22 protein-coding genes are annotated in these 22,620 nt (G+C 66.8%); 14 read left to right on the top strand and 8 right to left on the bottom strand.

Going from position 1 to position 22,620, the window contains the following annotated elements; all coding sequences use genetic code 11:
- The first annotated feature begins 12 nt into the window (after window positions 1-12).
- The 3 genes from ACXN5S_RS04485 to ACXN5S_RS04475 all read left to right on the top strand — a co-directional run bounded on the left by ACXN5S_RS04485 (window position 13) and on the right by ACXN5S_RS04475 (window position 3,297).
- Complete coding sequence (locus ACXN5S_RS04485; RefSeq protein WP_458604202.1) at window positions 13-999, top strand: MDR family oxidoreductase; 987 nt, start codon at window positions 13-15, stop codon at window positions 997-999.
- 197 nt (window positions 1,000-1,196) lie between these two features.
- Complete coding sequence (locus ACXN5S_RS04480; RefSeq protein ID WP_458604201.1) at window positions 1,197-1,616, top strand: universal stress protein; 420 nt, start codon at window positions 1,197-1,199, stop codon at window positions 1,614-1,616.
- 34 nt (window positions 1,617-1,650) lie between these two features.
- Window positions 1,651-3,297 (top strand): BCCT family transporter, encoded by a 1,647-nt coding sequence (locus tag ACXN5S_RS04475; protein ID WP_458604200.1) that lies wholly within the window; start codon window positions 1,651-1,653, stop codon window positions 3,295-3,297.
- A gap of 37 nt (window positions 3,298-3,334) precedes the next feature.
- On the opposite strand, the gene ACXN5S_RS04470 is transcribed toward ACXN5S_RS04475, so the two are convergent.
- From ACXN5S_RS04470 to ccmI, 3 genes are read right to left on the bottom strand one after another with little or no spacing between them, the layout of a single operon-like run.
- Complete coding sequence (locus tag ACXN5S_RS04470; protein ID WP_458604199.1) at window positions 3,335-3,571, bottom strand: DUF1289 domain-containing protein; 237 nt, start codon at window positions 3,569-3,571, stop codon at window positions 3,335-3,337.
- The gene (ruvX, locus tag ACXN5S_RS04465; RefSeq protein ID WP_458604198.1) at window positions 3,568-4,044 is read right to left on the bottom strand and encodes a Holliday junction resolvase RuvX; all 477 of its coding nucleotides are present in this window, start codon (window positions 4,042-4,044) and stop codon (window positions 3,568-3,570) included. The genes ACXN5S_RS04470 and ruvX overlap by 4 nt, the downstream gene beginning before the upstream one ends.
- 30 nt (window positions 4,045-4,074) lie before the next feature.
- Entirely contained in the window at window positions 4,075-5,301 is a 1,227-nt protein-coding gene (gene ccmI / locus ACXN5S_RS04460; protein ID WP_458604197.1) for a c-type cytochrome biogenesis protein CcmI, read from the bottom strand.
- Between the two features lie 142 nt (window positions 5,302-5,443).
- Between ccmI and ACXN5S_RS04455 the strand changes: the two genes are divergently transcribed.
- The 5 genes from ACXN5S_RS04455 (at window position 5,444) to ACXN5S_RS04435 (ending at window position 10,982) form a co-directional block, all read left to right on the top strand.
- Window positions 5,444-6,694 (top strand): sarcosine oxidase subunit beta family protein, encoded by a 1,251-nt coding sequence (locus tag ACXN5S_RS04455; RefSeq protein ID WP_458604196.1) that lies wholly within the window; start codon window positions 5,444-5,446, stop codon window positions 6,692-6,694.
- 100 nt (window positions 6,695-6,794) lie between these two features.
- Window positions 6,795-7,121: a hypothetical protein gene (locus ACXN5S_RS04450; protein ID WP_458604195.1), complete on the top strand. Its 327-nt coding sequence runs from the start codon at window positions 6,795-6,797 to the stop codon at window positions 7,119-7,121.
- 66 nt (window positions 7,122-7,187) lie between these two features.
- A complete protein-coding gene (locus tag ACXN5S_RS04445; RefSeq protein WP_458604194.1) occupies window positions 7,188-7,517 on the top strand; it encodes a sarcosine oxidase subunit delta in 330 nt (109 codons plus the stop codon).
- On the top strand, window positions 7,514-10,474 hold the full coding sequence (locus ACXN5S_RS04440; protein WP_458604193.1) for a sarcosine oxidase subunit alpha family protein: 2,961 nt from the start codon (window positions 7,514-7,516) through the stop codon (window positions 10,472-10,474). The genes ACXN5S_RS04445 and ACXN5S_RS04440 overlap by 4 nt, the downstream gene beginning before the upstream one ends.
- A complete protein-coding gene (locus tag ACXN5S_RS04435) occupies window positions 10,467-10,982 on the top strand; it encodes a sarcosine oxidase subunit gamma (RefSeq protein ID WP_458604192.1) in 516 nt (171 codons plus the stop codon). Before ACXN5S_RS04440 ends, ACXN5S_RS04435 begins: the two co-directional genes overlap by 8 nt.
- A gap of 86 nt (window positions 10,983-11,068) precedes the next feature.
- On the opposite strand, the gene ACXN5S_RS04430 is transcribed toward ACXN5S_RS04435, so the two are convergent.
- Together ACXN5S_RS04430 and ACXN5S_RS04425 are read right to left on the bottom strand one after the other, a co-directional pair.
- Window positions 11,069-11,803 carry an ABC transporter permease gene (locus tag ACXN5S_RS04430; protein WP_458604191.1) on the bottom strand — a complete coding sequence of 245 codons (735 nt, stop codon included), beginning with the start codon at window positions 11,801-11,803 and terminating at the stop codon, window positions 11,069-11,071.
- A gap of 1 nt (window position 11,804) precedes the next feature.
- Window positions 11,805-12,524: an ABC transporter ATP-binding protein gene (locus ACXN5S_RS04425; RefSeq protein ID WP_458604190.1), complete on the bottom strand. Its 720-nt coding sequence runs from the start codon at window positions 12,522-12,524 to the stop codon at window positions 11,805-11,807.
- Between the two features lie 105 nt (window positions 12,525-12,629).
- Here ACXN5S_RS04425 and ACXN5S_RS04420 point away from each other — a divergent pair, with 105 nt between their 5' ends.
- A complete protein-coding gene (locus ACXN5S_RS04420; protein WP_458604189.1) occupies window positions 12,630-13,226 on the top strand; it encodes a TetR/AcrR family transcriptional regulator in 597 nt (198 codons plus the stop codon).
- 26 nt (window positions 13,227-13,252) lie between these two features.
- On the opposite strand, the gene ACXN5S_RS04415 is transcribed toward ACXN5S_RS04420, so the two are convergent.
- Window positions 13,253-14,401 (bottom strand): glycosyltransferase 61 family protein, encoded by a 1,149-nt coding sequence (locus ACXN5S_RS04415; protein WP_458604188.1) that lies wholly within the window; start codon window positions 14,399-14,401, stop codon window positions 13,253-13,255.
- 136 nt (window positions 14,402-14,537) lie between these two features.
- Here ACXN5S_RS04415 and ACXN5S_RS04410 point away from each other — a divergent pair, with 136 nt between their 5' ends.
- The 4 genes from ACXN5S_RS04410 (at window position 14,538) to ACXN5S_RS04395 (ending at window position 18,553) form a co-directional block, all read left to right on the top strand.
- Window positions 14,538-15,875, top strand: coding sequence for a GSCFA domain-containing protein (locus ACXN5S_RS04410; protein ID WP_458604187.1), 1,338 nt, complete (start codon window positions 14,538-14,540; stop codon window positions 15,873-15,875).
- Window positions 15,876-15,998: 123 nt separating this feature from the next.
- Window positions 15,999-16,598: a superoxide dismutase gene (locus ACXN5S_RS04405; protein WP_458604186.1), complete on the top strand. Its 600-nt coding sequence runs from the start codon at window positions 15,999-16,001 to the stop codon at window positions 16,596-16,598.
- 225 nt (window positions 16,599-16,823) lie between these two features.
- Window positions 16,824-18,143 (top strand): AAA family ATPase, encoded by a 1,320-nt coding sequence (locus ACXN5S_RS04400; protein WP_458604185.1) that lies wholly within the window; start codon window positions 16,824-16,826, stop codon window positions 18,141-18,143.
- The gene (locus ACXN5S_RS04395; RefSeq protein ID WP_458604184.1) at window positions 18,140-18,553 is read left to right on the top strand and encodes a hypothetical protein; all 414 of its coding nucleotides are present in this window, start codon (window positions 18,140-18,142) and stop codon (window positions 18,551-18,553) included. Before ACXN5S_RS04400 ends, ACXN5S_RS04395 begins: the two co-directional genes overlap by 4 nt.
- A 56-nt stretch (window positions 18,554-18,609) precedes the next feature.
- Here ACXN5S_RS04395 and ACXN5S_RS04390 read toward each other — a convergent pair whose 3' ends face one another.
- Window positions 18,610-19,179: a hypothetical protein gene (locus ACXN5S_RS04390; RefSeq protein ID WP_458604183.1), complete on the bottom strand. Its 570-nt coding sequence runs from the start codon at window positions 19,177-19,179 to the stop codon at window positions 18,610-18,612.
- A 266-nt stretch (window positions 19,180-19,445) separates the two neighbouring features.
- Between ACXN5S_RS04390 and ACXN5S_RS04385 the strand changes: the two genes are divergently transcribed.
- Window positions 19,446-21,728, top strand: a complete 2,283-nt coding sequence (locus ACXN5S_RS04385; RefSeq protein WP_458604182.1) for a LysM peptidoglycan-binding domain-containing protein — start codon at window positions 19,446-19,448, stop codon at window positions 21,726-21,728.
- A 9-nt stretch (window positions 21,729-21,737) separates the two neighbouring features.
- Here the strand turns inward: ACXN5S_RS04385 and ACXN5S_RS04380 are convergent, their stop codons facing one another.
- Window positions 21,738-22,616: a transglutaminase family protein gene (locus ACXN5S_RS04380; RefSeq protein WP_458604181.1), complete on the bottom strand. Its 879-nt coding sequence runs from the start codon at window positions 22,614-22,616 to the stop codon at window positions 21,738-21,740.
- Between the last annotated feature and the right edge of the window lie 4 nt (window positions 22,617-22,620).

Below are 22,620 nucleotides of genomic sequence, written 5' to 3'. Positions count from 1 at the left end.
GAGGCCCGGCCCATGTTCAACGCCCTGATTGTCGAGAAGACGGACGACGGCACCCACGCCTCGGTACAGCAGATCGACGAGAGCCGCCTGCCCGAGGGCGATGTGACCGTCGCGGTGGAATACTCCACCCTCAACTACAAGGACGGCCTGTGCATCGGCCCCGGTGGCGGGCTGGTGCGAACCTATCCGCATGTGCCCGGAATCGACTTCGCCGGCACGGTCGAAGCCTCAGATGACGCCCGCTATGCGCCCGGCGACAAGGTGGTGCTCACCGGCTGGGGCGTGGGCGAGCGGCATTGGGGTGGCTACGGGCAGAAGGCCCGCGTTAAAGGCGACTGGCTTGTGCCGCTGCCCGAGGGTCTGACGACGCGGCAGGCCATGGCCGTCGGCACCGCCGGCTTCACCGCCATGCTTGCCACGCTGGCGCTGGAAGAGCAGGGGCTGACCGTCGGCGAGCGCCCCGTGCTCGTCACCGGCGCGTCCGGCGGCGTTGGCTCCGTCGCCGTCGCGCTGCTCTCGGCGCTTGGCTATCCCGTCGCCGCCGTCACTGGCCGGCCGGAGCAGGAGCCCTATCTGCGCCATCTCGGCGCCAGCCAGATCGTGCCGCGCGGCGACATCGACGAGGCCATCAAGCGCCCGCTGGAATCCGAGGCCTGGGCCGCCGCCATCGACAGCGTCGGCGGCGCGATGCTGGCGCGGCTCGTCGGGCAGATCGCCTCGAACGGAGCAGTCGCCTCTGTGGGGCTGGCAGGCGGCGCCGAGGTGCCGATGAAGGTCACGCCTTTCCTGCTGCGTGGGGTGAAGCTCATCGGCATCAACTCCGTCTATGTGCCCTATGAGCAGCGCCTCACCGCCTGGGCGCGGCTGGCGGAGAGCCTGCCGATGGAGCTGCTCGAAGAGATGATCGTGCCAGCCACGCTGGAGGATCTGCCGCGCCTCGGCGCCGAGATCCTGCAGGGCCAGGTGCGCGGCCGCGTGGTGGTGGATCTGAACGGCTGAAGCCAGCCACCGCGGCCAGCCCCCCGAGATAGCTGAAAAGCGGCATCGCCGATGTCGCTTTTGTTTCAATCCGTTCGGCGATGTGTCACACATTAACCAACCCCGGCTGGTCCGGGGCGGCCCGAGGGCTGCATTGCCCGTGCGTTCGGCGCGGCCCATTGCAGAACACGAGGGCTGAAAAACGGAAGGAGGGCCATATGTTCAACCATATCATGGTGCCCGTCGACCTGGCCCATGCGGGCCAGTTAGACAGGGCACTCTCTGTCGCCGCCGACCTCGCCAAGGCTTATGGCGCGACAACCACCTATGTCGCCGTGCATGCCGAAACGCCGGGATCGGTGGCGCATACGCCGAAGGAATTCGCCGAAAAGCTGCAGGCCTTCGCGGCCACGCAGAGCGAGGCGCACGGGCAGACCGCCAAGGCGCATGACATCGTCAGCCACGACCCGTCGGTCGATCTCGACGACAAGCTGCTTGCCGCGGCGGACGAGATCGGTGCCGATCTGATCGTCATGGCCAGCCATGTGCCGGGCCTGGCCGATCACCTCTGGCCGTCGAACGGCGGCAAGATCGCGCGGCATTTCAAGCATTCCGTCTTCGTGGTGCGCGGCACATGACAGTGACAAGCAACAAGAAAAGGAGGGACGTGAGATGACAGACGAGTCTGCCAGTCAGGGCATCCCGGCGCCAGAGGGCGCCTCGGATGTCATCGAGACCGATTACGAGATCGGTCAGGACAATATCGAACGCAAGATCGGCCCCTTCGGCCTCGACATCCACAACCCGGTGTTCCTCATCTCCGGCCTGTCGATCGTGGTCTTCGTCTTCTACACGCTGGCCCTGCCGGAGCAGGCGGGCAGCGTCTTCACCTGGCTCTTCAACACCGTCACGCAGAGCTTCGACTGGTTCTTCCTGTCGGCGGCGAATGTCTTCGTCATCTTCTGCCTGGTGCTGATCGTCACCCCCGTCGGATCGGTCCGATTGGGCGGCGTCGATGCGAGGCCCGATTACGGCTACATCGGCTGGTTCGCGATGCTCTTCGCCGCCGGCATGGGCATCGGCCTCATGTTCTTCGGCGTGCTCGAGCCCGTTTACCACATGGGCGTGTCCGAGCCGCTGGGCGTGCCATCGCCCTTCGCTGAAGACGGCTCGCTGATCCCCGAGAATGTCGAGGCAGCCAAGGCCATGGGCCTTGCGGCGACGATCTTCCACTGGGGTCTGCACCCCTGGGCGATCTATGCCGTCGTCGCTCTCGCACTGGCGCTCTTCAGCTACAACAAGGGCCTGCCGCTGACGATCCGCTCGGCTTTCTACCCGATCTTGGGCGAGCGCGTCTGGGGCTGGTGGGGCCATGTCATCGACACGCTGGCCGTCTTCGCCACGCTCTTCGGCCTGGCGACCTCGCTCGGCTTCGGCGCGCAGCAGGCCAATGCGGGGCTGAACTACGTCTTCGGCATCCCGATCGGGCCGACGACGCAGGTGATCCTCATAACCGGCATCACCGCCATCGCGCTCATCTCGGTGCTGCGCGGCCTCGACGGCGGGGTGAAGCTGCTTTCGGAGATCAACATGGGGCTGGCGGGCTTGCTGCTGCTCTTCGTGCTGATCATCGGGCCGACGCTGGTGATCCTCACCGATTTCGGCAACGGCCTCGTTTCCTACGTGGTGGACATCATCCCGCTCTCGAACCCCGTCGGCCGCGAAGACACCGGCTTCGTGCAGGGCTGGACGAGCTTCTACTGGGCGTGGTGGATCTCCTGGTCACCGTTCGTGGGCATGTTCATCGCCCGCGTCAGCCGTGGCCGCACGGTGCGTGAGTTCGTGATCTGCGTGCTCATCATCCCCAGCCTCGTCTGCGTGCTTTGGATGGCCGTCTTCGGCGGCGCCGCCATCGATCAGGTGCTCACCGATCCGGCCAATTCGCCGGTGAAGGCCGAGGTGATCGACAGCTACAATCCGCCGCTGTCGCTCTTCGCCATGCTTGAGGGGCTGCCGCTGGCATCCATCACCTCGATCATCGCGATCGTGCTGGTCATCGTGTTCTTCGTCACCTCGTCCGACTCCGGGTCGCTGGTGATCGACACGATCACCGCCGGCGGCAAGGTCGATGCGCCGGTGCCGCAGCGGGTGTTCTGGTGCGTCTTCGAAGGGGCCGTGGCCATCGTGCTGCTGCTCTCGGCGGGGGGCCTGGCATCCTTGCAGAGTATGGTGATCTCGACGGGCCTGCCCTTCACCATCGTGCTCTTGGTGATGTGCTGGGCCATCTGGAAGGGCCTGCGCGCCGAGCGCAAGGTTTGACGACAAGCGGGCGCCCGGCTCTTCCGGGCGCCCGCCCTTACTCCTCGCCGCGCTTCCGGCCGGCGCGGCCACCCTGGCGCTTCTTCAGCAGAGGCGCGCGAGCCGGAAGATCCGCCATGATCAGCTGACGTTCCTCGGGCCTCAGGCGGCTCCATTGCGCGATTTCGTCGATGGTGCGGTAGCAGCCGGCGCAGATCTTCGCCCGCGGATGGATCACGCAGACATTCACGCAAGGGCTCTCGATCTCGGGCCGGCGCCAGACGTCATCGCTCATGGATTGCGCCTCATATGGCCGAGCCGGTCGAGCAGTCCCTGCAGGATGTAGCCCGCCGCCACATGGTCGATCACCTCGGCACGTCGGCGGCGCGACGTGTCGGCCTCCAAGAGCGCGCGCTCGGCGGCCATGGTGGAGAGGCGCTCGTCCCAGAAGGCGATGGGCAGCTCGGTGAGCCGGCTGAGGTTGCGCGCGAAGGCGCGGGTGCTCTGGGCGCGCGGGCCCTCGGTGCCATCCATATTGATCGGCAGGCCGAGCACGATGCCGACACAGCCGCGCTTGCCCGCGATCTCAAGGAAGCGGGCGGCATCGAGCGTGAATTTCTTGCGCTTGATCGTCTCGATCGGCGAGGCGACGGCGCGGAGGGTGTCAGAGACGGCCACGCCGAGCGTGACTGTGCCAAGATCGCCGCCGATGAGGGCACCCATGGGGGGCAGGGCGGCGGCAAAATCCTCGGCGCTCTCGCAGATCATGCGGGCGCTCCCGGGCGCAGGGCGGCGCGCCTAGCCATCGGAGGCATCCGTCTGCAGCCCGGCACCTGCGGCGGCATCGGCCAGCAGGGCCAGCGCCTCGTCATCGCCAGCAAAAACATCCTGCGCCTCGGCATAGATCGGGCCGGCAGCGTCAAGGCGGCCGAGCACGCCGAGCGCCGTGATGGCCCGCGCCCAATCCTCCGCCGGGCCGCCTTCGCTCGCGAGCCTATCCAGAAGGCCGTTCACCATGCCCTCGATCATGGCCTGCCGCTCTTCGGGCGTCATGTCCTCGGCAGCCGCCATAGCCTCGGCGCTCGGGCCGGCGGTGGCGCCGGGGCGGGCAGGAGGCGTGTAGCTCATGCCGATCTCGGCGGCGACGTCAGAGACCTGCATGCGTGCAAGCTCGTTATAGGGGCTCGTCGGGGCCTCCTCGGCCAGCGGCTGCCAGAGCCCGAAGGCCAGGTCGGGCCGGCCGAACTGGGCGTGCAGCAGGCCGATGTAATAGCGCCCGGCGGGGTTGGTTTCGTCCTCCGCCAGTAGAGCGCGGGCAACCGCCTCGGCCTCGGGCGAGACATAGCCGCCCGCTGCCGCGACCAGCCGGTCGATCAGGCCGGCCTGATCGGTGGCCGTCGCCTCGTCGCCCTTCAGCGCGATCAGACGCTCCTGCGCACGGGCGGCGGCGGCGTAATTGCCGAGGGCGAATTCATGCTCGGCCAGCAGCTCCCAGCCGCGCGGGTCGTCGGGGCGCGTCGGCACCGCTTCGCGCAGCTGCTGGATCATTGCAGCATAATCCTCGGGCGCCTCGGGCGGCGGCGGCATCGCCTCCAGCGCCAGCTCCTCGGCCTGAGCCTGAGGCATGCGCTCGCTTTCCGCCTCGGCGGCCATGGTCTTGCGCAGCGATTGCGGCAGGTCAGGGTAGCCCGGCGCGCCGATCCAGAGGTAGAGCCCGGCGCCGCCCGCCGCGAGCGCCAGCACAACGGCGGCAGCGGCGGCAATGGCGGCAGGGCGGGGGGCGTTGCGGCCAGCCTCGGCCTCGGCCGAGCCGATCAGGCGGCGGGCCACCTCGGCGCGCACACGCTCGGCCTCGGCCTCGCCAAGCAGGCCGCGCTCTCGGTCGCGCTCGACCTCTGCCAGCTGCGCCTTGTAGAGCGCCCGGTCGCTGCCGCCCCCCGCAACATTGCGGGGCCGCAGAAGCGGCAGGCAGAGGATGAGCCCGACGCCGAGCGCCATGAGAAGTGCCAGAAGCCAGAAGAACATGCCGCCTCTCTAGCGCCGTGCCGCACCGCGCGAAAGGCCCCCGAAGGCGCCTGTCGCATTCGTGCATAGATGCGCCGCTCTGGAAGGCTTAGGCGAGGGCGCATAGCGTCAACAAGGCACCGACACCTATACGGGGATTCGCATGCCCACCCGCCGATATTCCGCCTTCGCCATCGCCCGCGAAGCCCTGCGCGACCACCTTGGCTGGCAGCGCGCCTGGGCCAAGGCGAGCCCCAAGCCACGCTACGATGTCATTATCGTGGGCGCCGGCGGGCACGGCCTCGCCACCGCCTATTACCTCGGCAAGAACTTCGGCATCCGCAATGTGGCGGTGCTTGAGAAGGGCTGGCTCGGCGGCGGCAACACGGGGCGGAACACCACGATCATTCGCTCCAACTACCTGCAGGACCCGTCTGCCGCGATCTACGAGAAGAGCCGAAGCCTTTACGAGACGCTCAGCCAGGAGCTGAACTACAACGTCATGTTCAGCCCCCGCGGCGTCATGATGCTGGCGCAGACCGAGCATGAGGTGCGCGGATACAAGCGCACGGCCCATGCCAACTCGATCCAGGGCGTGCAGACGGAATTCATCAGCCCCGAGCGGGTGAAAGAGCTGCTGCCGATCATCGAGCTGAAAGGCCCGCGCTACCCGGTGCTGGGCGCGCTCTGGCAGGCGCGTGGCGGCACGGCGCGGCACGATGCCGTGGCTTGGGGCTACGCGCGCGCCTGCTCGAACATGGGCATGGACATCATCCAGAATTGCGAGGTCACCGGCATCCGCTCCGAAGGCGGGCAGGTGACGGCGGTGGAGACGAGCAAGGGCGAGATCGGCTGCGGCAAGCTGGGGCTGGTCGTCGCCGGCCATTCCGGCGTGCTGGCCAAGAGGGCCGGCTTCCGCCTGCCGATCGAGAGCCTCGCGCTGCAAGCGCTGGTGAGCGAGCCGGTGAAGCCCTGCATGGATGTGGTGGTCATGGCCAACACGGTGCACGGCTATATGAGCCAGTCCGACAAGGGCGAGATGGTCATCGGGGGCGGCACCGACGGGTTCAACAACTACACCCAGCGCGGCAGCTTCCATCATATCGAAGAGACGGTGCGCGCGCTGGTCGAGACCTTCCCGATGATCTCGCGCCTCAAGATGCTGCGCCAATGGGGCGGCATCGTCGACATGACAGGCGACCGCTCGCCGATCATCTCGAAAACCCCGGTGGGCGGCATCTTCGTCAATTGCGGCTGGGGCACCGGCGGCTTCAAGGCCATCCCGGGTTCTGGCTGGGCCATGGCCGAGCTGATGGCCAAGGGCAGCGCGCCGCTGGCCAATGACTTCGGGCTCAACCGCTTCCGCGAAGGGCGCTTCATCGACGAGAGCGTCGCAGCCGGGGTGGCGCACTGATGGGCGCCCGGCAGGAAGATCGGCGGCAACCCGCCTGCGCCGCGGGGAACCGGCAAGCGGCGAGGGGCGTTTGGGGGGAAATTGACCCCTGGAGGCCAGAATGGCAGACCGTTACGACCCCAATGACCCCACGCGCCCCGTGTCGCACGATGAATCCACTCGCGTCGTCGTGGAGCCTGCGCGATCGCGCGGCGGCAGCGCCGGCCTCATCGCCGCGGCCATTGTCGCCATCGTCGTCATCATCGCTCTGCTCGCCTGGCTTCTGCCGGATCGCGGCCCCATCGAAGAAGGCCTCGCGACCGACCCGGCTGCCGATGTCACCGTCAATGTCGACAATGGCGCCGGCCCTGCCGATGGCGCCGAGATCGAACCGGCTGACGACGCCGCGACTGGCGACACCGCCGCTGACGCCCCGGCCAGCGAATAAACTCAACGGCTTGAAAAGCGTCCCTCATGTGAGGGGCGCCGCGGCCTCCAACCTTGGGGGCCGCACATGCTGACTCTCACCTGTCCCTGCTGCGGCATTGCCGCCGACGAGACGGAGCTCCATCCCGGCGGTGAGGCGCATGTTAAGCGCGCCGGCACCGATGCGGCGGACGAAGCCTTCGAGGCCTATCTCTTCGAGCGTGAGAACCCGCGCGGCCCGCATTTCGAGCGCTGGCGCCATGCGTCCGGCTGCGGCAAATGGTTCCTCGCCGCCCGCGACACCGCCACGCTGGAGGTGTTCGGCACCTATCCCGCCCAAACCACCGAGCCGCCGGAGCATATCCGCGAGGCCATCACCGCCCGCCATCCCGGCTGGCGCTGGAGAGAGTTTTCATGAGCGCACGCCTGCCCCAGGGCGGCCGGCTTCTCGACAGGGCCGCGCCGCTGGAATTTCGCTTCGATGGCAAACGCTTGCGCGGCTTTGCCGGCGATACGCTCGCCTCTGCGCTGATGGGCCAGGGCCAGATGCTCCTGGGCCGCTCGTTCAAGTATCACCGCCCGCGCGGCGCCGTGGCCTCGGGCGCCGAAGAGCCGAACGCGCTTGTTGGGCTGGGTGAAGGTGCCTTTTTCGAGCCGAACCAGCGGGCGACGGTGACGGAGCTCTACGACGGGCTCACCGCTATCAGCCAGAACCACTGGCCGAGCCTCGATCATGACATCGGCGCGGTGAACACGGCGCTGACGCGCTTTCTGCCCGCGGGCTTTTATTACAAGACCTTCCTCTGGCCGCGCGCCTTCTGGAAGCATCTCTACGAGCCCTTCATCCGGCAGTCCGCCGGCCTCGGCAAACCGCCGAAAGAGAAGGACGGCTCGACCTACGAGCATTTCCACGCCCATGTCGATCTCGTCATCGTCGGCGGCGGCATCGCCGGCCTGGCCACGGCGCGCGCCGCCGGTCGCGAGGGCCGGCAGGTGCTGCTGATGGAGCAGAGCGCCCATTGGGGCGGTCGCGCCGTGGTGGATGCGCCCGAGATCGACGGCCAGAGCGCCGAGGATTGGGTAAAGAGCGCCGTGCAAGAGCTTGAGGGCATGGAGAATGTTCGCCTGCGCCTGCGTTGCATGGCCGCCGGTCTATACGATCACGGCTACCTGCTGGCCTATGAGCGGCTGACGGACCACGCCCCCGGCGAGCCCGGCCCGCGCCACCGCCTGTGGCGGCTGCGCACGCAAGAGATTGTGCTGGCCACCGGCGCGCTGGAGCGCCCGCTTTCCTTCGCTGGCAATGACGTGCCCGGGGTGATGCTGGCCTCTGCCATGCGCGACTACCTCGTCAACTGGGCTGTGAGCCCCGGCGACCGCACGGTCGTGGTGACCAACAATGACGACGCCTATCGCACCGCCCTGGCGCTGCATCGTGCCGGCCTGTCGGTGGCCGCCATCATCGATGCGCGGACCGAGGTGACCGGCGCGCTGCCGCAGGCCGCCCGCGATGCAGGTATCCGGGTGGAGCCGGGCCGGGCGGTGGTGAAAGTGCATGGCGGCAAGCAGGTCACCGGCGTTGGCATCGGTCTGCAGATCGGCGAGGGCGGCGCTCTGGAAGAGATCGCCTGCGATGCCGTCGCCATGTCGGGCGGCTGGTCGCCGGCCGTGCACCTGTGGTCCCATTCCGGCGGCAAGCTGAACTGGGACGAGGCCGGTGCCATGTTCCGCCCCGACGCCAGCCGCCCGCCGTTGGGTGACAAGGGCCAGGCCATGGCCCGCGTCGTCGGCTCGGCCAACGGCCATCTCGGCACCGCCGCCGCGCTGGAAGATGCCGGGCTGACGGTGCCCGTGAGCGAGGCGGAGGAGCAGCCGCTCGCGCCCGTCTGGCTGATGCCCCAGGGCGCCGGGCCGGCGCTGAAGCGCAAGATGTTCCTCGATTACCAGAACGACGTGAAGGTCTCCGACGTCGAGCTCGCGGCCCGCGAGGGCTACGAGAGCGTCGAGCATGCCAAGCGCTACACCACGCTCGGCATGGCGACCGATCAAGGCAAGCTGAGCAATATCAACGGTCTGGCGGTGCTTTCTAATGCGCTGAACGCGGCTATTCCGGCCACCGGCACCACGACCTTCCGCCCGCCCTATACGCCCATCTCGATGGGCTCGATTGCGGGCTCCGCCACCGGCCCGCGCTTCCAGCCCGTGCGCAAGACGCCGATGCACGACTGGCACGCCTCCCACGGCGCGACGTGGGAGCCGGTCGGCCAGTGGCGCCGTCCCTACGCCTACCTCAAGTCGGGTGAAGACACTCACGCCGCGGTCGCCCGCGAGGTGAAAGCGGTGCGCAGCTCGCTGGGGATGCTCGACGCCTCGACCCTGGGCAAGATCGTCGTGAAGGGCCCCGATGCCGGGCGCTTTCTCGACATGATCTACACCGGCCGCCCCTCGACCATCCCCGTCGGCAAGTGCCGCTACGGCCTGATCTGCAACGAAAACGGCTTCCTCATCGACGATGGCGTTGCGGCGCGTCTGAGCGAAGATACCTGGCTCTGCCACACCACCACGGGCGGGGCCGAGAGCATCCACGCTCATATGGAAGACTGGCTGCAATGCGAATGGTGGGACTGGCAGGTCTACACCGCCAATGTCACCGAGGAATGGGCACAGGTCGCGGTCGTCGGCCCGAAGGCCCGCGAGGTGCTGGAGACGCTGGGCGGCGTCGATGTCTCGAAAGAGGCACTGCCCTTCATGGGCTGGGGAGAGGGCACGCTCGGCGGTCTGCCGGCGCGGATCTTCCGCATCTCGTTCTCGGGCGAGCTGTCCTACGAGATCGCCGTGCCCGCCAGCCACGGGCCGGAGCTTTGGGAGGCGCTGCTACAGGCCGGTCAGCCGCATGGGGTGACCCCCTATGGCACCGAGGCAATGCACGTGCTGCGCGCCGAGAAGGGCTATGTGATGATCGGCGAAGAGACCGACGGCACGATCATTCCGCAGGACCTGAACCTCGGCTGGGCCATCGCCAAGAAGAAAGACGACTACCTCGGCAAGCGCGCCCATGAGCGCAGCCACATGGCCGATCCGAACCGCTGGAAGCTGGTAGGCCTGCGCGCCGAAGACGATGTCGTACTGCCCGAGGGCGCCTACATCCTGGCGGCGGGCGACAATGCCAACGGCCAGCGCAACACCCAGGGGCGCATCACCTCGACCTATTATTCCCCGACCTTCGGGCGCGGTATCGCCATGGCGCTGCTGATCCACGGGCCAGACAGGATGGGCGAGACGGTCGAGGTGACCGACGGCAAGGGCGGCACGATCACGGCGACCGTCTGCGAGACCACGCTCTACGATCCGGAAGGGGAGCGGCTGAATGGCTGACACGAGCATCCTTCGCGTCCCCTGCGGGATGGTGCTGATCCGCGGCGATCACGGCGCGGTCGGCGAGGCGGCGGCACATGTGGCCGGTGTGGCCATGCCGGAGAAGCGCCAGATCACGGGCGGCGCCGACAGGGCACTGGCCTGGATGTCGCTCGACGAGCTGCTGCTTTTCTGCGCGGAGGGCGCGGCGCCGGGCATGGTGGAAGCGCTGACCGACAAGCTGACCGGTGTGCACCATCTGGTGCAGGATGTCTCATCCATGCGTGTGCGCTTTCGCATGACCGGGCCGTTCGTGCGCGAGGTGCTGGCGAAGGCCTCGCCCGCCGATCTGTCGGTGGAGCGGCTGCCGGAGGGCGAGTTCCGCCGCTCGCGGCTGGCACAAGTGCCGGCGGCCTTCTGGGTGAGCGGCGAGGACAGCTTTGACGTGATCTGCTTCCGCTCGGTGGCGGATTACGTCGAAGAGCTGCTGACCCATTCGGCAGCGGCGGGGCCGGTGGGCTACTTCTGAGCGGCGGGCCCACGGAAATCGCGCGATTTCCGTGACGAATTCCGCGCGGAATTCGTGGCGGCAGCGGGGCCCGTCGGGACAGGCGCTTAGATCTCCAGCCGCCGCCAGGCACGCAGGGTCAGCGCGCCGCAGACGAGGCCTAGCACGAGGCTCCCCGACACCTGCAGGATCGTGGCCAGCGGATCGGCCGAGCCGCCTGCCGCCGCCCAGTATCCGGGCGCGGCGAAGGGCACCCAGCCGCCGAGCCCGCCATCGGCGAGGACGGAGCTGACGATGACCGCCAGCAGGATCGCCCCGATCGGGCCGAGGTAGTCGCGCGACAGGCTCGCCACCAGCGCGAAGGGCAGCGTCAGCCAGGCCGTCAGCAGGCTCACCGCGACGAGCCTTCCCAGCGCCATCGTTGCCTCTGCGCCGCAGGGGCCAAGGCCGAACGGCAGGCCCGCGAGGACCAGCGCGAGCGTCATGACCAGCGTCGTCGCGGTCGCCCAGAGCGCGAACATGACCAGCTTCGCCAGCGCCACGGTGGACAGCCGGACCGGCAATCCGAACAGGCCCGCAATCGTGCCGTCGGCGAATTCGCGGGCGAAGAGCCAGACGGCGACGAGGCCGAACCCGAAGAGGCCGCCGGTGGCGACGGTACCGGCGCTGAGATCGAAGTAGCGGGCCCAGTCGCCCGCTGAGAGGGTCGAGGCATCGCCCATGTTCATCAGCGGGCTGATCACCGCGGTGACGAGGATGATGCCGAGGGTCGTGAGCTGCCCGAAGCGGGCGTGGCGGAACTTCGACCATTCGACGCCGAGCGCCGTGCGCAGGGTGGTCATGTCACGCGGCCTCCGCATCTGCGCTGACGAGCGAGAAGAAGGCGCGCTCGATCTCCGCCTGTCCGGGCTCCAGCGCCCCGATGATGCGGCCGGCGTTGATCACCGTGATCCGGTCCGCGATGCGGGCGATCTCGTCGAGGTGATGGCTCGACACGAGGATCGCGGCGCCGGCGGCGGCGCGGGCGAGGAGCGTGTCGCGCAGCGCGATCATGCCGGATGGATCGAGCGCGTTGGTCGGCTCGTCGAGGATCACGAGGTCGGGGCCGTGCTGCAGCGCCGCGGCGAGGCCGACGCGCTGCCGGTTGCCCAGCGACAGGTCCGCCACCCGGCGCTCGGCGAACTTCTCCAGGGCCAGCCCTGTGATGATGTCGTCGGCTGACGTCCGGGCGCGGGCCGGGGAAAGGCCACGCAGCCGGGCCGCGAGCACGAGGTTCTGGCGGACGCTCAGCTCGCCATAGGCGAAGGGGTACTCGATGAGATGGCCGACGCGCGACCAGCGCTGCGGATCGAGGCTCTGAAGCGGGGCGCCGTCGATCAGCACTTCGCCGCTGTCCGGCCGCTTCATGCCCAGCATCAGCCGCATCAGCGTCGACTTGCCGGCGCCGTTGAGCCCGACGAGCGCGTGGATCTCGCCGGCCCTGATGGTGAAATCGATGCCGCTTACCCCGTCGCCAGAGGGGAAGAGCTTGGTGACGGACTTCAGTTCGAGGCTCGGAGTCATGCCGGTCTCCGCGGGAGGCGCCGGGTGCAGGCCGGCCATAAGATGCATGATGCATCTAATCTTGCGCCTTGATCCCGTCAATAGGATGCTGTTTGCATCTTAGCCATGAACGATACGACAGACAGCACTGGCAGCCGGCGGCGCGGCGAAGCCCTTGAGGCCGCCATTCTCGACGCGGCGTGGGAGGAGCTGAACGCGGGCGGGTATCGCGGCTTGACCCTGCAGGCGGTGGCCAGCCGGGCCGGCACCAGCCGGCCGGTGCTGGCGCGCCGCTGGCCCAGTGTCATGGCGCTGGCGACGGCGGCGCTGGCCCGCTTCGTGCGCCAGCATCCCGTCGTCGTGCCCGATATGGGCAACCTGCGGGACGAGCTGCGCGCGCTGCTCCGCGGCCTTGCCGATCGTACGCCGCCCACCTTGCTCCGCTACATCTTCGAGATGGGCGACGATCTGCAGGAGGCCCGGTCGAGCATGTATCAGCTGCGGGCTGACATCGCCGATCCAGATGCAGTACGCCGCATCCTCGACCGCGGCGTTGCGCGGGGAGAAATCGACCCCGCGCGCCTGACGCCGCGGATCACGACGCTGATGATCGACCTGACGATCTACGAGGAGGTCATGACGCTGGAGACGATCTCGGACGCCGGCATCGACGAGATCATCGACGACATCTTCCTGCCGCTGGTGGCCCCGCGCTCCGCCTGACCCCGGCAGGCGAGCGCGGCCGCACCTCAGTCGCCGTCAGACGGCGCTGTGCCCTTGGGCCCCTCATAGGGCTTGAACTTGTGGCCCGCAGCCGCGGCGATCCGCTCCAGCTCGGCCTGGTACTCCGCATCGGTCGGCTCGTCCCAGGCCTCCACGCCCTCGATCAGACCCGCGGCAATCAGGCTCTCGCGCAGCGCCGGGTAGTCCAGCTCGCCCCAGCTCGTGCGGCTGGGCCGGTTTCCATGCGCCTCGATCCAGTTGCGGCGCAGATGGTTGATCGCATGCGCCTCTGCACCCTGGAAGGCCTGGATCTGGCGCGCAAAGATCTGGTCGAGATCACCGTCGCGCCGGGCGATGACGCCGACCTTCTGCGCCTCATCCCCCACAAGGGCCAGCAGGTGCAGCGGCGAGCAATCCACGGCGATGATCTGCCGAGCCGCCCGGTAAGCGGCGATCTGCGCCCGATGATCGTGCTTCTGCGGATGGTAGGGCACGTAGCCCTCGGACTGCAGCCAGCCCTCCAGCCGCTTCTCGAACAGCACCGAACCGCGGGCACCCGGGAGTTCGGAGCGAGAAATGTAGATCTTTTCGTCGCCCTCCGGCTCAACATCCTTGCCGGCATGGGCCTTGGCGAAGGCGCGAAACTCCGGCGCGCCCTCGATCATCTGGAACATGCCGAAGCCCTGACGCGGCACGAACAGCCGTTCCACCTGCGTCGGGTCTTCGAGGTTGCGCATCGGCAGGTCGACACCCAGCGACTGCAGGAAGGGGCGGTAGACATTCGCCACATGCTCCGGCCGGTTCTGGAACTTCGGCACATAGAGCACGCCGTCGAGCTTGCCCTTCAGCGCGTCGACCGCCCAGATCCGGCAGATGCTTTCGACCAGGAAATGGCCGAAATGGCCGAAGAGCGAGCCGAGGAACAGCCAGTTGCCCTCCAGCCGCTCGACTTCACCCACCGGCATGTCGGGCATCGTCGTCAACGGCGAGGTGCCGCGCCAGGTGATCGCATTCTCCACCGGCGCGCCATCCGCCGTCAGCACCCCGGCGCGCTGCACGCTCTGGTTGGGCGCGCCCTTGGGCGGGGGGATGACGAAGGCGCCCTCCAGCTCGGTGATCTCAGTGGCGATCGAGCCGGAAATATCCGGCACGTCAAAGGGAAGGGGCTCTGCCATGACTGCTCGTTCTGTTCTGCGCACCGGCTTCATCGCCGGGATGCCCCATGCATTCCATAGAATTTTGCCCTAATTTGGACATTGTGACATCGCACTCCCCGGCGACACTTCCGGGGCACCACCAAGGAGGCCGGGCATGAGAAATATCGAGAGCATCTCCGCCGCCCAGGCGATGAGCCGCGCGCGCACCAATCCGCTGCGCCGCTTTCCCTCGCCCGACAAGGATGGCGAGCGTCTCTATCCGCTCGCCGCGCCCTCCTGCACCCCCAGCTTCGAGATCGGCCGCGATGAGAGCATTTTCGCCATCGGCTCATGCTTTGCGCGCAATATCGAGCGGGCGCTCGATGGGGCAGGGATGCGCGTACTCTCCCGCGAATTCGATCTGGGCGAGATCGGCGAGAGCCTCGATGACGCCGGCAATTTCTTCAACAAGTACTCCATCCACTCGGTGCTGAACGAGATCACCTGGGCGCTGGAGCGTGACACCTTCCCGGGGCAGGACATTCTCTATCCGGGCGCCAAGGGTACCTGGTTCGATGCGCAGCTCGGCATGGCGCGGCTCGACTTCTCACCCGAGGAGATCCTCGCCTTCCGCCACCGCTATCTCGACGGGCTGAAGGCCGTGGCCGAGGCGGATGTCGTGATCCTCACGCTGGGCTATGTTGAGACATGGTTCGACCGCAAGCTCGGCCTCTATCTCAACGTCATGCCGCCCATGCAGGCCATCAAGGCCGAACCCGAGCGCTTCGATTTTCGCGTGCTCTCTTACCGCGACATCCTGGAGGGGCTGGAGGAGCTGCATGCGCTGCTCACCCGCAGCCGCACCAAGCCCCTGAAAATGCTGGTGACGGTCAGCCCGGTGCCGCTGCTCGCCACCTTCCGCGACATGGATGTGCTGGTGGCCAATGCCTATTCCAAATCCGTCCAGCGCGCCGCGCTCGATGAGTTCGTCATCGGCAAGGAGGGCGTGGATTACTTCCCTTCCTACGAATTCGTCACGCTTTCCTCGCCGGAAGTCGCGTGGAGCCGTAACGACTACCGCCATGTCTCGCCCGAGCTGGTCGACCGCATCATGTCGAACGTGCTCACCCGCTACCTGCCCGGCGGGGCAGGGGCCGACCCTGCGGCGGTGACGGGCGAGGGGCTGATCTCTTCGGCCAAGATGCTGAGCCGGCTGGAGAAATACGGCGACATCCTCGATCTGATGGCGAGCAACCGCGAGCTCGCCGACGCCTCCGCCGAGGCGCTGATCATGGAGGCGACGGCCGCGCGCCGGCTCGACGACCTGCAAACCGCCTGGGCCGCCCTCACCAAGGCCACCGAGGTCGACCCCGCCCGCCCCGATGCGCTGGAGCGCATGATCACCCTGTGTCGCCCGCTCCGCCGGCCCGACGATGCCCGTGCGCTGATGGCCCGCCATGTCGCCAACTTCCCCGACCGTCAGGATTTTCGCGAGCGGGTGACCTGGCTCTAACGCCCCGCCTGCGGCAAAAACTCATGTCGTGGAACGCCCCCTGCGGCCCCGCGTGCCATTGACCTTCGCCCGTGCGTGGCCATGTTAAGGACAAATCAAACCAGCTTCCGAAAGGAGCCCGACATGGCTTTTGAACTTCCCGATCTGCCATATTCGCATGACGCTCTCGCCGACAACGGCATGTCGAAAGAGACGCTCGAGTATCACCACGACATCCACCACAAGGCCTATGTCGACAATGGCAACAAGGCCATCGCCGGCACCGAGTGGGAGGGCAAGTCTGTCGAAGAGATCATCAAGGGCACCTACGATCCGAACGCGGTCGCCCAGTCCGGCATCTTCAACAACGCCTCGCAATTCTGGAACCACAACCAGTTCTGGGAGATGATGGGCCCCGGCAAATCGGCCATGCCCTCCGAACTGGAGAGTGCGCTGACCGAGAGCTTCGGCTCGGTCGACAAGTTCAAGGAAGATTTCGCCGCCGCCGGCGCGGGCCAGTTCGGCTCTGGCTGGGCCTGGCTGGTGAAAGACACCGACGGCTCGCTGAAGGTGACGAAGACGGAGAACGGCGTGAACCCGCTCTGCTTCGGCCAGACCGCGCTGCTCGGCGTCGACGTGTGGGAGCACAGCTACTACATCGATTTCCGCAACAAGCGCCCGGCCTACCTGAAGAACTTCGTCGACAACCTGGTGAACTGGGAAAACGTCGCCTCGCGGATGTGAGGCGCGGGGGGCCTGGTGAGGGCCCTGGTGCGATGAGATGATTGAGGCCCTCCGGTGTGATGCCGGGGGGCTTTTTCTACAGCTTTCCTCGCAACATCGGGCAACCAAAGGCCTATTCGAGCCTCTTGGCGAAATCTCCTTTGCGGAAATTCTTGCTAAAGGCACGCTCGTGGTACAACCTACTCTAGTATATTTGGGTCGAAATCTTCCCTCGAGGAACTACTAATGGCGACGGTAACGATAAGAGACTTCTCTTGCATAGAGAAGGCAGAGGTCGACCTAAAGAAGGTAACCGTTCTCATTGGGCCCCAAGGATCGGGAAAGAGCGTCTTCACAAAAGTCGTCTTTTTCATGAACGACATTGTCCTGAGCATGTTTTCAAGCGCCGAGGACGGTATAAGCCTGACTGAATTTAAGAGAGGCATTGAGAGATCTTTCGCAATCTGGTTCCCACCTATGGCGTGGGGAAGTAAGCGCTTTATTATTAACTTTACGGAAGGCAATCACGGCGTGCGTGTACTTCGGCGCCGGATAGAGGGAAAGCTATCGGATGAGGTCTCAGTCAGGCTGAGCCCATGGACAGAGAGGCTGTATTTTCGGACGCTGCAAACTTTCGAGAGGGTCTCTGAGAGTGCTGAGAACGCTGATGAATCTGATGACTTTCTAGCGACCAGCCCGATAGAAATATCGTCTCGAGTGCGGAGCGCCATGTGGGCGGAGATCGGCCGAACGTCAGGCGGCGATTTGGTTCGTAGTCAAACGTTTATTCCTGCTGGCCGGGCGTTCTTTACCAGCATAGGAAGAATGGTTGCAGGTCTGGAGCAAGGTGTCAGCTTGGACCCCGCCACTTTGCGGTTCGCTAGGCTGTTTGCCAGGTGGCGTGATCAGTCGAGTTATCTACCTCGTGCCCTAAGAGACCCAGATTTTCAGTTTTCCCGTCTTCAGGTTATGACCAGCTTCTTCGGTGGAGTTATACAACTTAAGCGCGAAAGCGAGTATATAGAAATGCAGGATGGAAGGAAGGTCCCGTTCTCGTCGCTTTCGAGCGGGCAGCAAGAGTTGCTTCCGATCTGGTACTTTATCGATAACGTCATGAACCTTGACGAGAGGATGAAGAATCGTGCCTCTAAGTATGGAAAAATAGCTTCTGAATTGGTTTATATTGAGGAGCCCGAGGCACATCTATTCCCCAATGCTCAGAGCGATCTCTTAGATGTCTTGATTTCGAAAGTGGCCAGCGAGGCGAGTCACCGAAAAATGGTGATCACTACGCATAGTCCATATATCATGTCGCGTTTGAACGTCCTTCTAAAAGCTGGATCTCTATCAAAGCGAAAGAAGAAAAATAAAGAGATCGGCGAAATTGTTCCTCGCGATGCTTGGCTAAAACTGGAGGACTTTTCGGCTCTAAAGATCGAAAATGGTGTCATCTCATCCATTGTCGATCAGGATGAGGGTCTCGTAGATGCTGAATTTCTCGACAAGATTTCGGACGTTATTTCTAGCGACTTTAGTGATCTTCTGGATATCGAGGAAGAAATATGACTTCCTGTATTAACGTTGTAAGCCACTCTCGGGTCAAAGTTGAAGAAAACGGCCGCAAGGCGATTTTTCTCAACGACTGCAAGGATGAATTTGAAGTTGGTAAAATAGATGGATGCCTTATCACCGAGGGTATCCGGGCGGATTATTTCGTCTCCTGCCAGGATAAATCGGTTCTCGTGGAGCTCAAAGGTTGTAATGTTGACCACGCCTGTACGCAGCTATTCACTTCGGCAGAGCACGAGAACGTAAAGAATAGGCTTAGGGCGAATATTGGATTTCTCGTTATCTGCTCTAGAGTTCCGGCTGCTTCGACCAAGACTCAGCTTGCACAGCAGAAGGCGAGGAGGATTTTTAAGGCGAGATTTCAGGTCTTCTGCCGCAGGCGTGAGTTGAATATACACGACTGCTAGTAGGCTACTGGTTTTTGAACTTTCTAGATAAATGTAGCTCTTAGTGGTAGCCGCCCTCACTCCACCACCCGAACCTCCACCGCATCCACCGCCAGCGTATTCGCCGTCCCGTCCCCGAAGTCCGGCGCCGGGTCTTCCGGGGTGGCGCGGTTGCGCAGCCACAGGGCGTCGAACTCCCGCCCGTCGAAGCGGACGCGGGCGAAGGTGCCGCTGTCCTCGAACGTGCCTTCATCCACCACGGCGCCATCTAGCGCCATCCGGTAGCGCACCGTGCGCGGCTCGAAATTGCCGTTGCCGATCAGCAGGGTGACGCTCGTCATCACAGAGCCGTCCGCCAGCGAGATCACCGTATAGCCGGCATCTGCGCCGTTGGGATACCACGAGCGAAGGCCCTCGCGTCCCTCCGCCGGCAACTCGGTGAGGATGCCCTCCTCGATGCCGTTCACCTGTTCCACGAGGATGCCGTCCTCCTCCCACACAGTGCCGGGCAGGATGGCGCTCGCCGCGGTCTCGAAGCCGGTGCGATGGGGCGCCTCGGCATCGGCGGCGGCGCCGAGGGTTACCTCAGCCGCGGCGGGGCTGGCGGCGAGCAGGGCAAGGGCGAACAGGGGGCGGGCGAGGGGCATGGCAGCAACTCCGGCAGGCTGGGTTTGCGCGGCAGCCTTGCCCCCGAATGTGGCCGCAGCGGGGCCGGAGCCGGGTAGAACTTTGCCCGAGGGCGCGTGGGACTGCTGCGGGCGGAGAGGCAGGGCAGGGTGCTCCCACATGCCTCCTTGACAGCATTCTGCGCCCTGATCGGAAAGGCTTTTGACCGCCATGAACCGCATTGCTATGGTCTCGCGACCGCGGATGCGGCAACAGACCGCCGCGGCTATCATGGGGGACGCTGGGCTTGGCCGGCACAAACAGAGTTGTACTCGCCGCCCTCGTCGGGGCCGGCGTCCTTGTCTCCGCCGTCGGGGTGGGGGTCAGCCAGCTGTGGCCGGATGCCGGCGAGGGGGCAGAGGATGCCCCGGGCGAGGGAGAACTGCGGGTCGCCGCGCCAGAGGCTGCGGAGCCGGAGCAGGAACAGGCGGCAGAGGCGGCGCCTGAGGCTGAGGCGCCTGCGCCCGTCGCCCCCAGCGTCGATACCCTGCTCATCGACACCGACGGTACCGGCATCATCGCCGGCCGCGCCGCCCCTGGCGCGCAGGTGGCCATCCTTGTCGATGGCGCGAGCGTGGCCGAGACGGTCGCCGACGCCACGGGCGAGTTCTTCGCCATGCTGGCGCTACCCGCCGCCGCCACTCCCCGCGCGCTGACGCTACTGGCGGGCGAGGGCGACGCCGCCGTCGCCTCCGACGAAACCATCCTCGTCGCCCCCGTGAACCCGCCGGAGATTGCTCTGGCGGAGGTTGAGGGGGAGGGGGCTGAGGGCGAGATACCGATGGCCGAGGCAGGCGCCGGCGATGCGGATGGCGCAGAGGCTGAGTCCGACGCGGCGCCGGCCGAAGAGGCCGAGGCGCCCGCACAGACGGCGGATGCGGGGGCAGGGGATGAGCCCGCACCTGCGGCTTCTGAGGAGACCTCTGGCGATGTGATCGTGGTAGAGGGCGACGTCGAGACCGCTCCGGACGCCGGGACTGCTCAGGACCAAGATACCGAGGTCGCGTCCGCCGGAACATCGGCTGGCACGCCTGGGACACCTGACAGCTCGCCGGTCGGCGAGCAGCCGTCAGAAGAGGCCGACGCGTCCGAAGCGGAGAACCTTGCGGCAGACGCGAGCTCCGGCGCTCGCTCCGCCGAGGCCGATGACCAGCATGCCAGCCCCTCGGAGGAGACAGCCCTCACAGCCGACGCTGGGACCGGCCAAGTCGAGGGTACGTCCGCTCCGGAAATGGACCCCGGTGGCGCCCCCGCACAGGAACCTGACGAGGCAGACGCCAGCCAAGACGACGCCACCCTGCTCGCCGAAGCCGAACCCGAAACCGAGGCCCCCAGCCCCGCAGCCTCGGCCCCCGCCACAACCGCCCCCGCCTGGCAGCCCGCATCGGGCGGCGTCGCCGCGATCGAACTCCCCGAAGAGCTGCCGGAAGCCGACGAAAGCACCCCGCCGACCGAGCCGCAGAGCGTCGCCTCCAGCGATGCCCCTGAGACCAGCCCCTCCGCGGACCCGTCCCCCTCCGGCGCGGAAGGCTCAGGCGACGTGCCACCCGGCGATGTCGAGGTCGCGCTCCTCGAGACGGACCCAACCGCCCCCGGCCTGCCGCAGGAAAGCGCCCCCGGCACGCCCGCCCCCTCCACAACCGCAGAGCCGCCAGCCGAGGCCCCTGTACCCGCCGCCGCCGAGCCGGGCAGTGCCCCCGCCGATCCGCCGGTCGCCACCAGCCCGCCCGCCGCCGAGGCCGATGCGCCCGAGAGCGGCACGGCCCCGTCGGCCGAGGGCACGCCCTCCAGCCCCGACGCCACCGCCGGCAGCCCCGGCCCCGTCGCCCAGCCGGAGGCCACCAACGCCCCCGCCGCCAGCGAAGGCCCGGCCGATGCCGCGCCGCAACCCGCGCCGGCCGAGCCGCCCGACAACCCGCCAGAGCCCGCCGCCGACAGGACGCCCCCGCAGGCGCCCGCCTTGCTCATCTCCGACAGCACCGGCGTGCGCCTGGCCGCGCCCAGCCTGCCGCCCGGGGCCGAGCAGGATTCACCGGCGAGCGTCGTGCTCGATACCATCGCCTATGACGATGCCGGCGAGGTCGTGCTCTCTGGCCGTGGCTACGGCGGCGGCGAGGTGCGGATCTATCTCGACAACGAGCTCGCCGGCCGCGTCGCCATCGGCGCGGACGAGCAATGGAGCCTGCCACTGCCCGGCGTTTCTCCCGGTGTCTACCGGATGCGCGTCGATCAGATCAGCGCGACCGGCGAGGTCATCGCCCGCATCGAAACGCCGTTCCTGCGGGAAGACAGGGCCCGGCTCGAAGCTGCGATGGCCGATGAGATGGCCGACCCCGCGGTCTCTGTCGCCGTGCGCACCGTCCAGCCCGGCAATACGCTCTGGGCCATCGCGCGGGATCGCTACGGCGAGGGCATCCTTTACGTGCATGTCTACGAGGCCAATAAAGATCAGATCCGCGATCCCGATCTCATCTACCCCGGCCAGATCTTCAACCTGCCGCCGCTGGAGGATGAGGGCGCCGACCCCTGAGGCCGGCCCTCAGCCCACCGGCACGACATCCACCCCCTGGCTGGAACGATGCGCCCCGGCCAGGCGGATGGCGCCGCGCACGGGCGCCACGTCGGAATAGTCGCGCCCGATGGCGACCGTCAGATGATCTGTCCCCGCCGGCATGGCGTTGGTGGGGTCGTATTCCATCCAGCCCATCGCCGCGCCGCACCAGGCGCGCACCCAGGCGTGCATGGCATCCGCCCCCTCCAGCCGCGGCTGGCCCTCGGGCGGCTCGGTGCGCAGGAAGCCAGAGACATAGCCCGCCGGGATGCCCAGCTCGCGCAGCATGGCGATCATGATGTGGGTGTAGTCCTGGCAGACCCCGCGCCGCCCCTCAAAGGCCTCATCTACGCTGGTATCCACATGCGTCGCGCCCGACTCGAAGGTCATGTAGCCGTTCAGCGCCTGCCCGAGCGCCACCACCGCCTCCGCCGTGCTGCCGGCGCCGGCCACCGCCTCGCGCGCGAAGGCGGCGACGGAGGCAGAGGCGAGGCCGATGCGGGGCGAGGGATGCAGGTAGTGATGCGGCGAGAGCGCGTCGATCCGGGGCAGGGCGGCCAGCTCTGCTGCCAGGCGTGCGAGCGGCGGCGAGCCATCCAGCGCCGGGGACAGCGCCTGCCGCTCGATCCGCGCGCGCAGCGTGAAGGCGACCTTGGGCACCGCCTCGTCGAAGGCCAGCGCCGTGACCCGGTTTCCCCAGAAATCGCGGATCTCCTGCCGCTCTGACGGGCGGGGAGAGACATCGAGCGCAGCGGCGATCACCCGCTGGCCGGGGCCGTCGGCCGGCGTCATGCGCAGCATATGCCGGGCACCGGGGGCCGGGTGGTCGTATCCGTAAGCGATGCGCAGGGTCACGTCGTAGAGCATGGGC

The organism is Pseudoroseicyclus sp. H15 (assembly GCF_054353345.1).
This window is presented reverse-complemented; position numbering and strand designations above follow the sequence as displayed.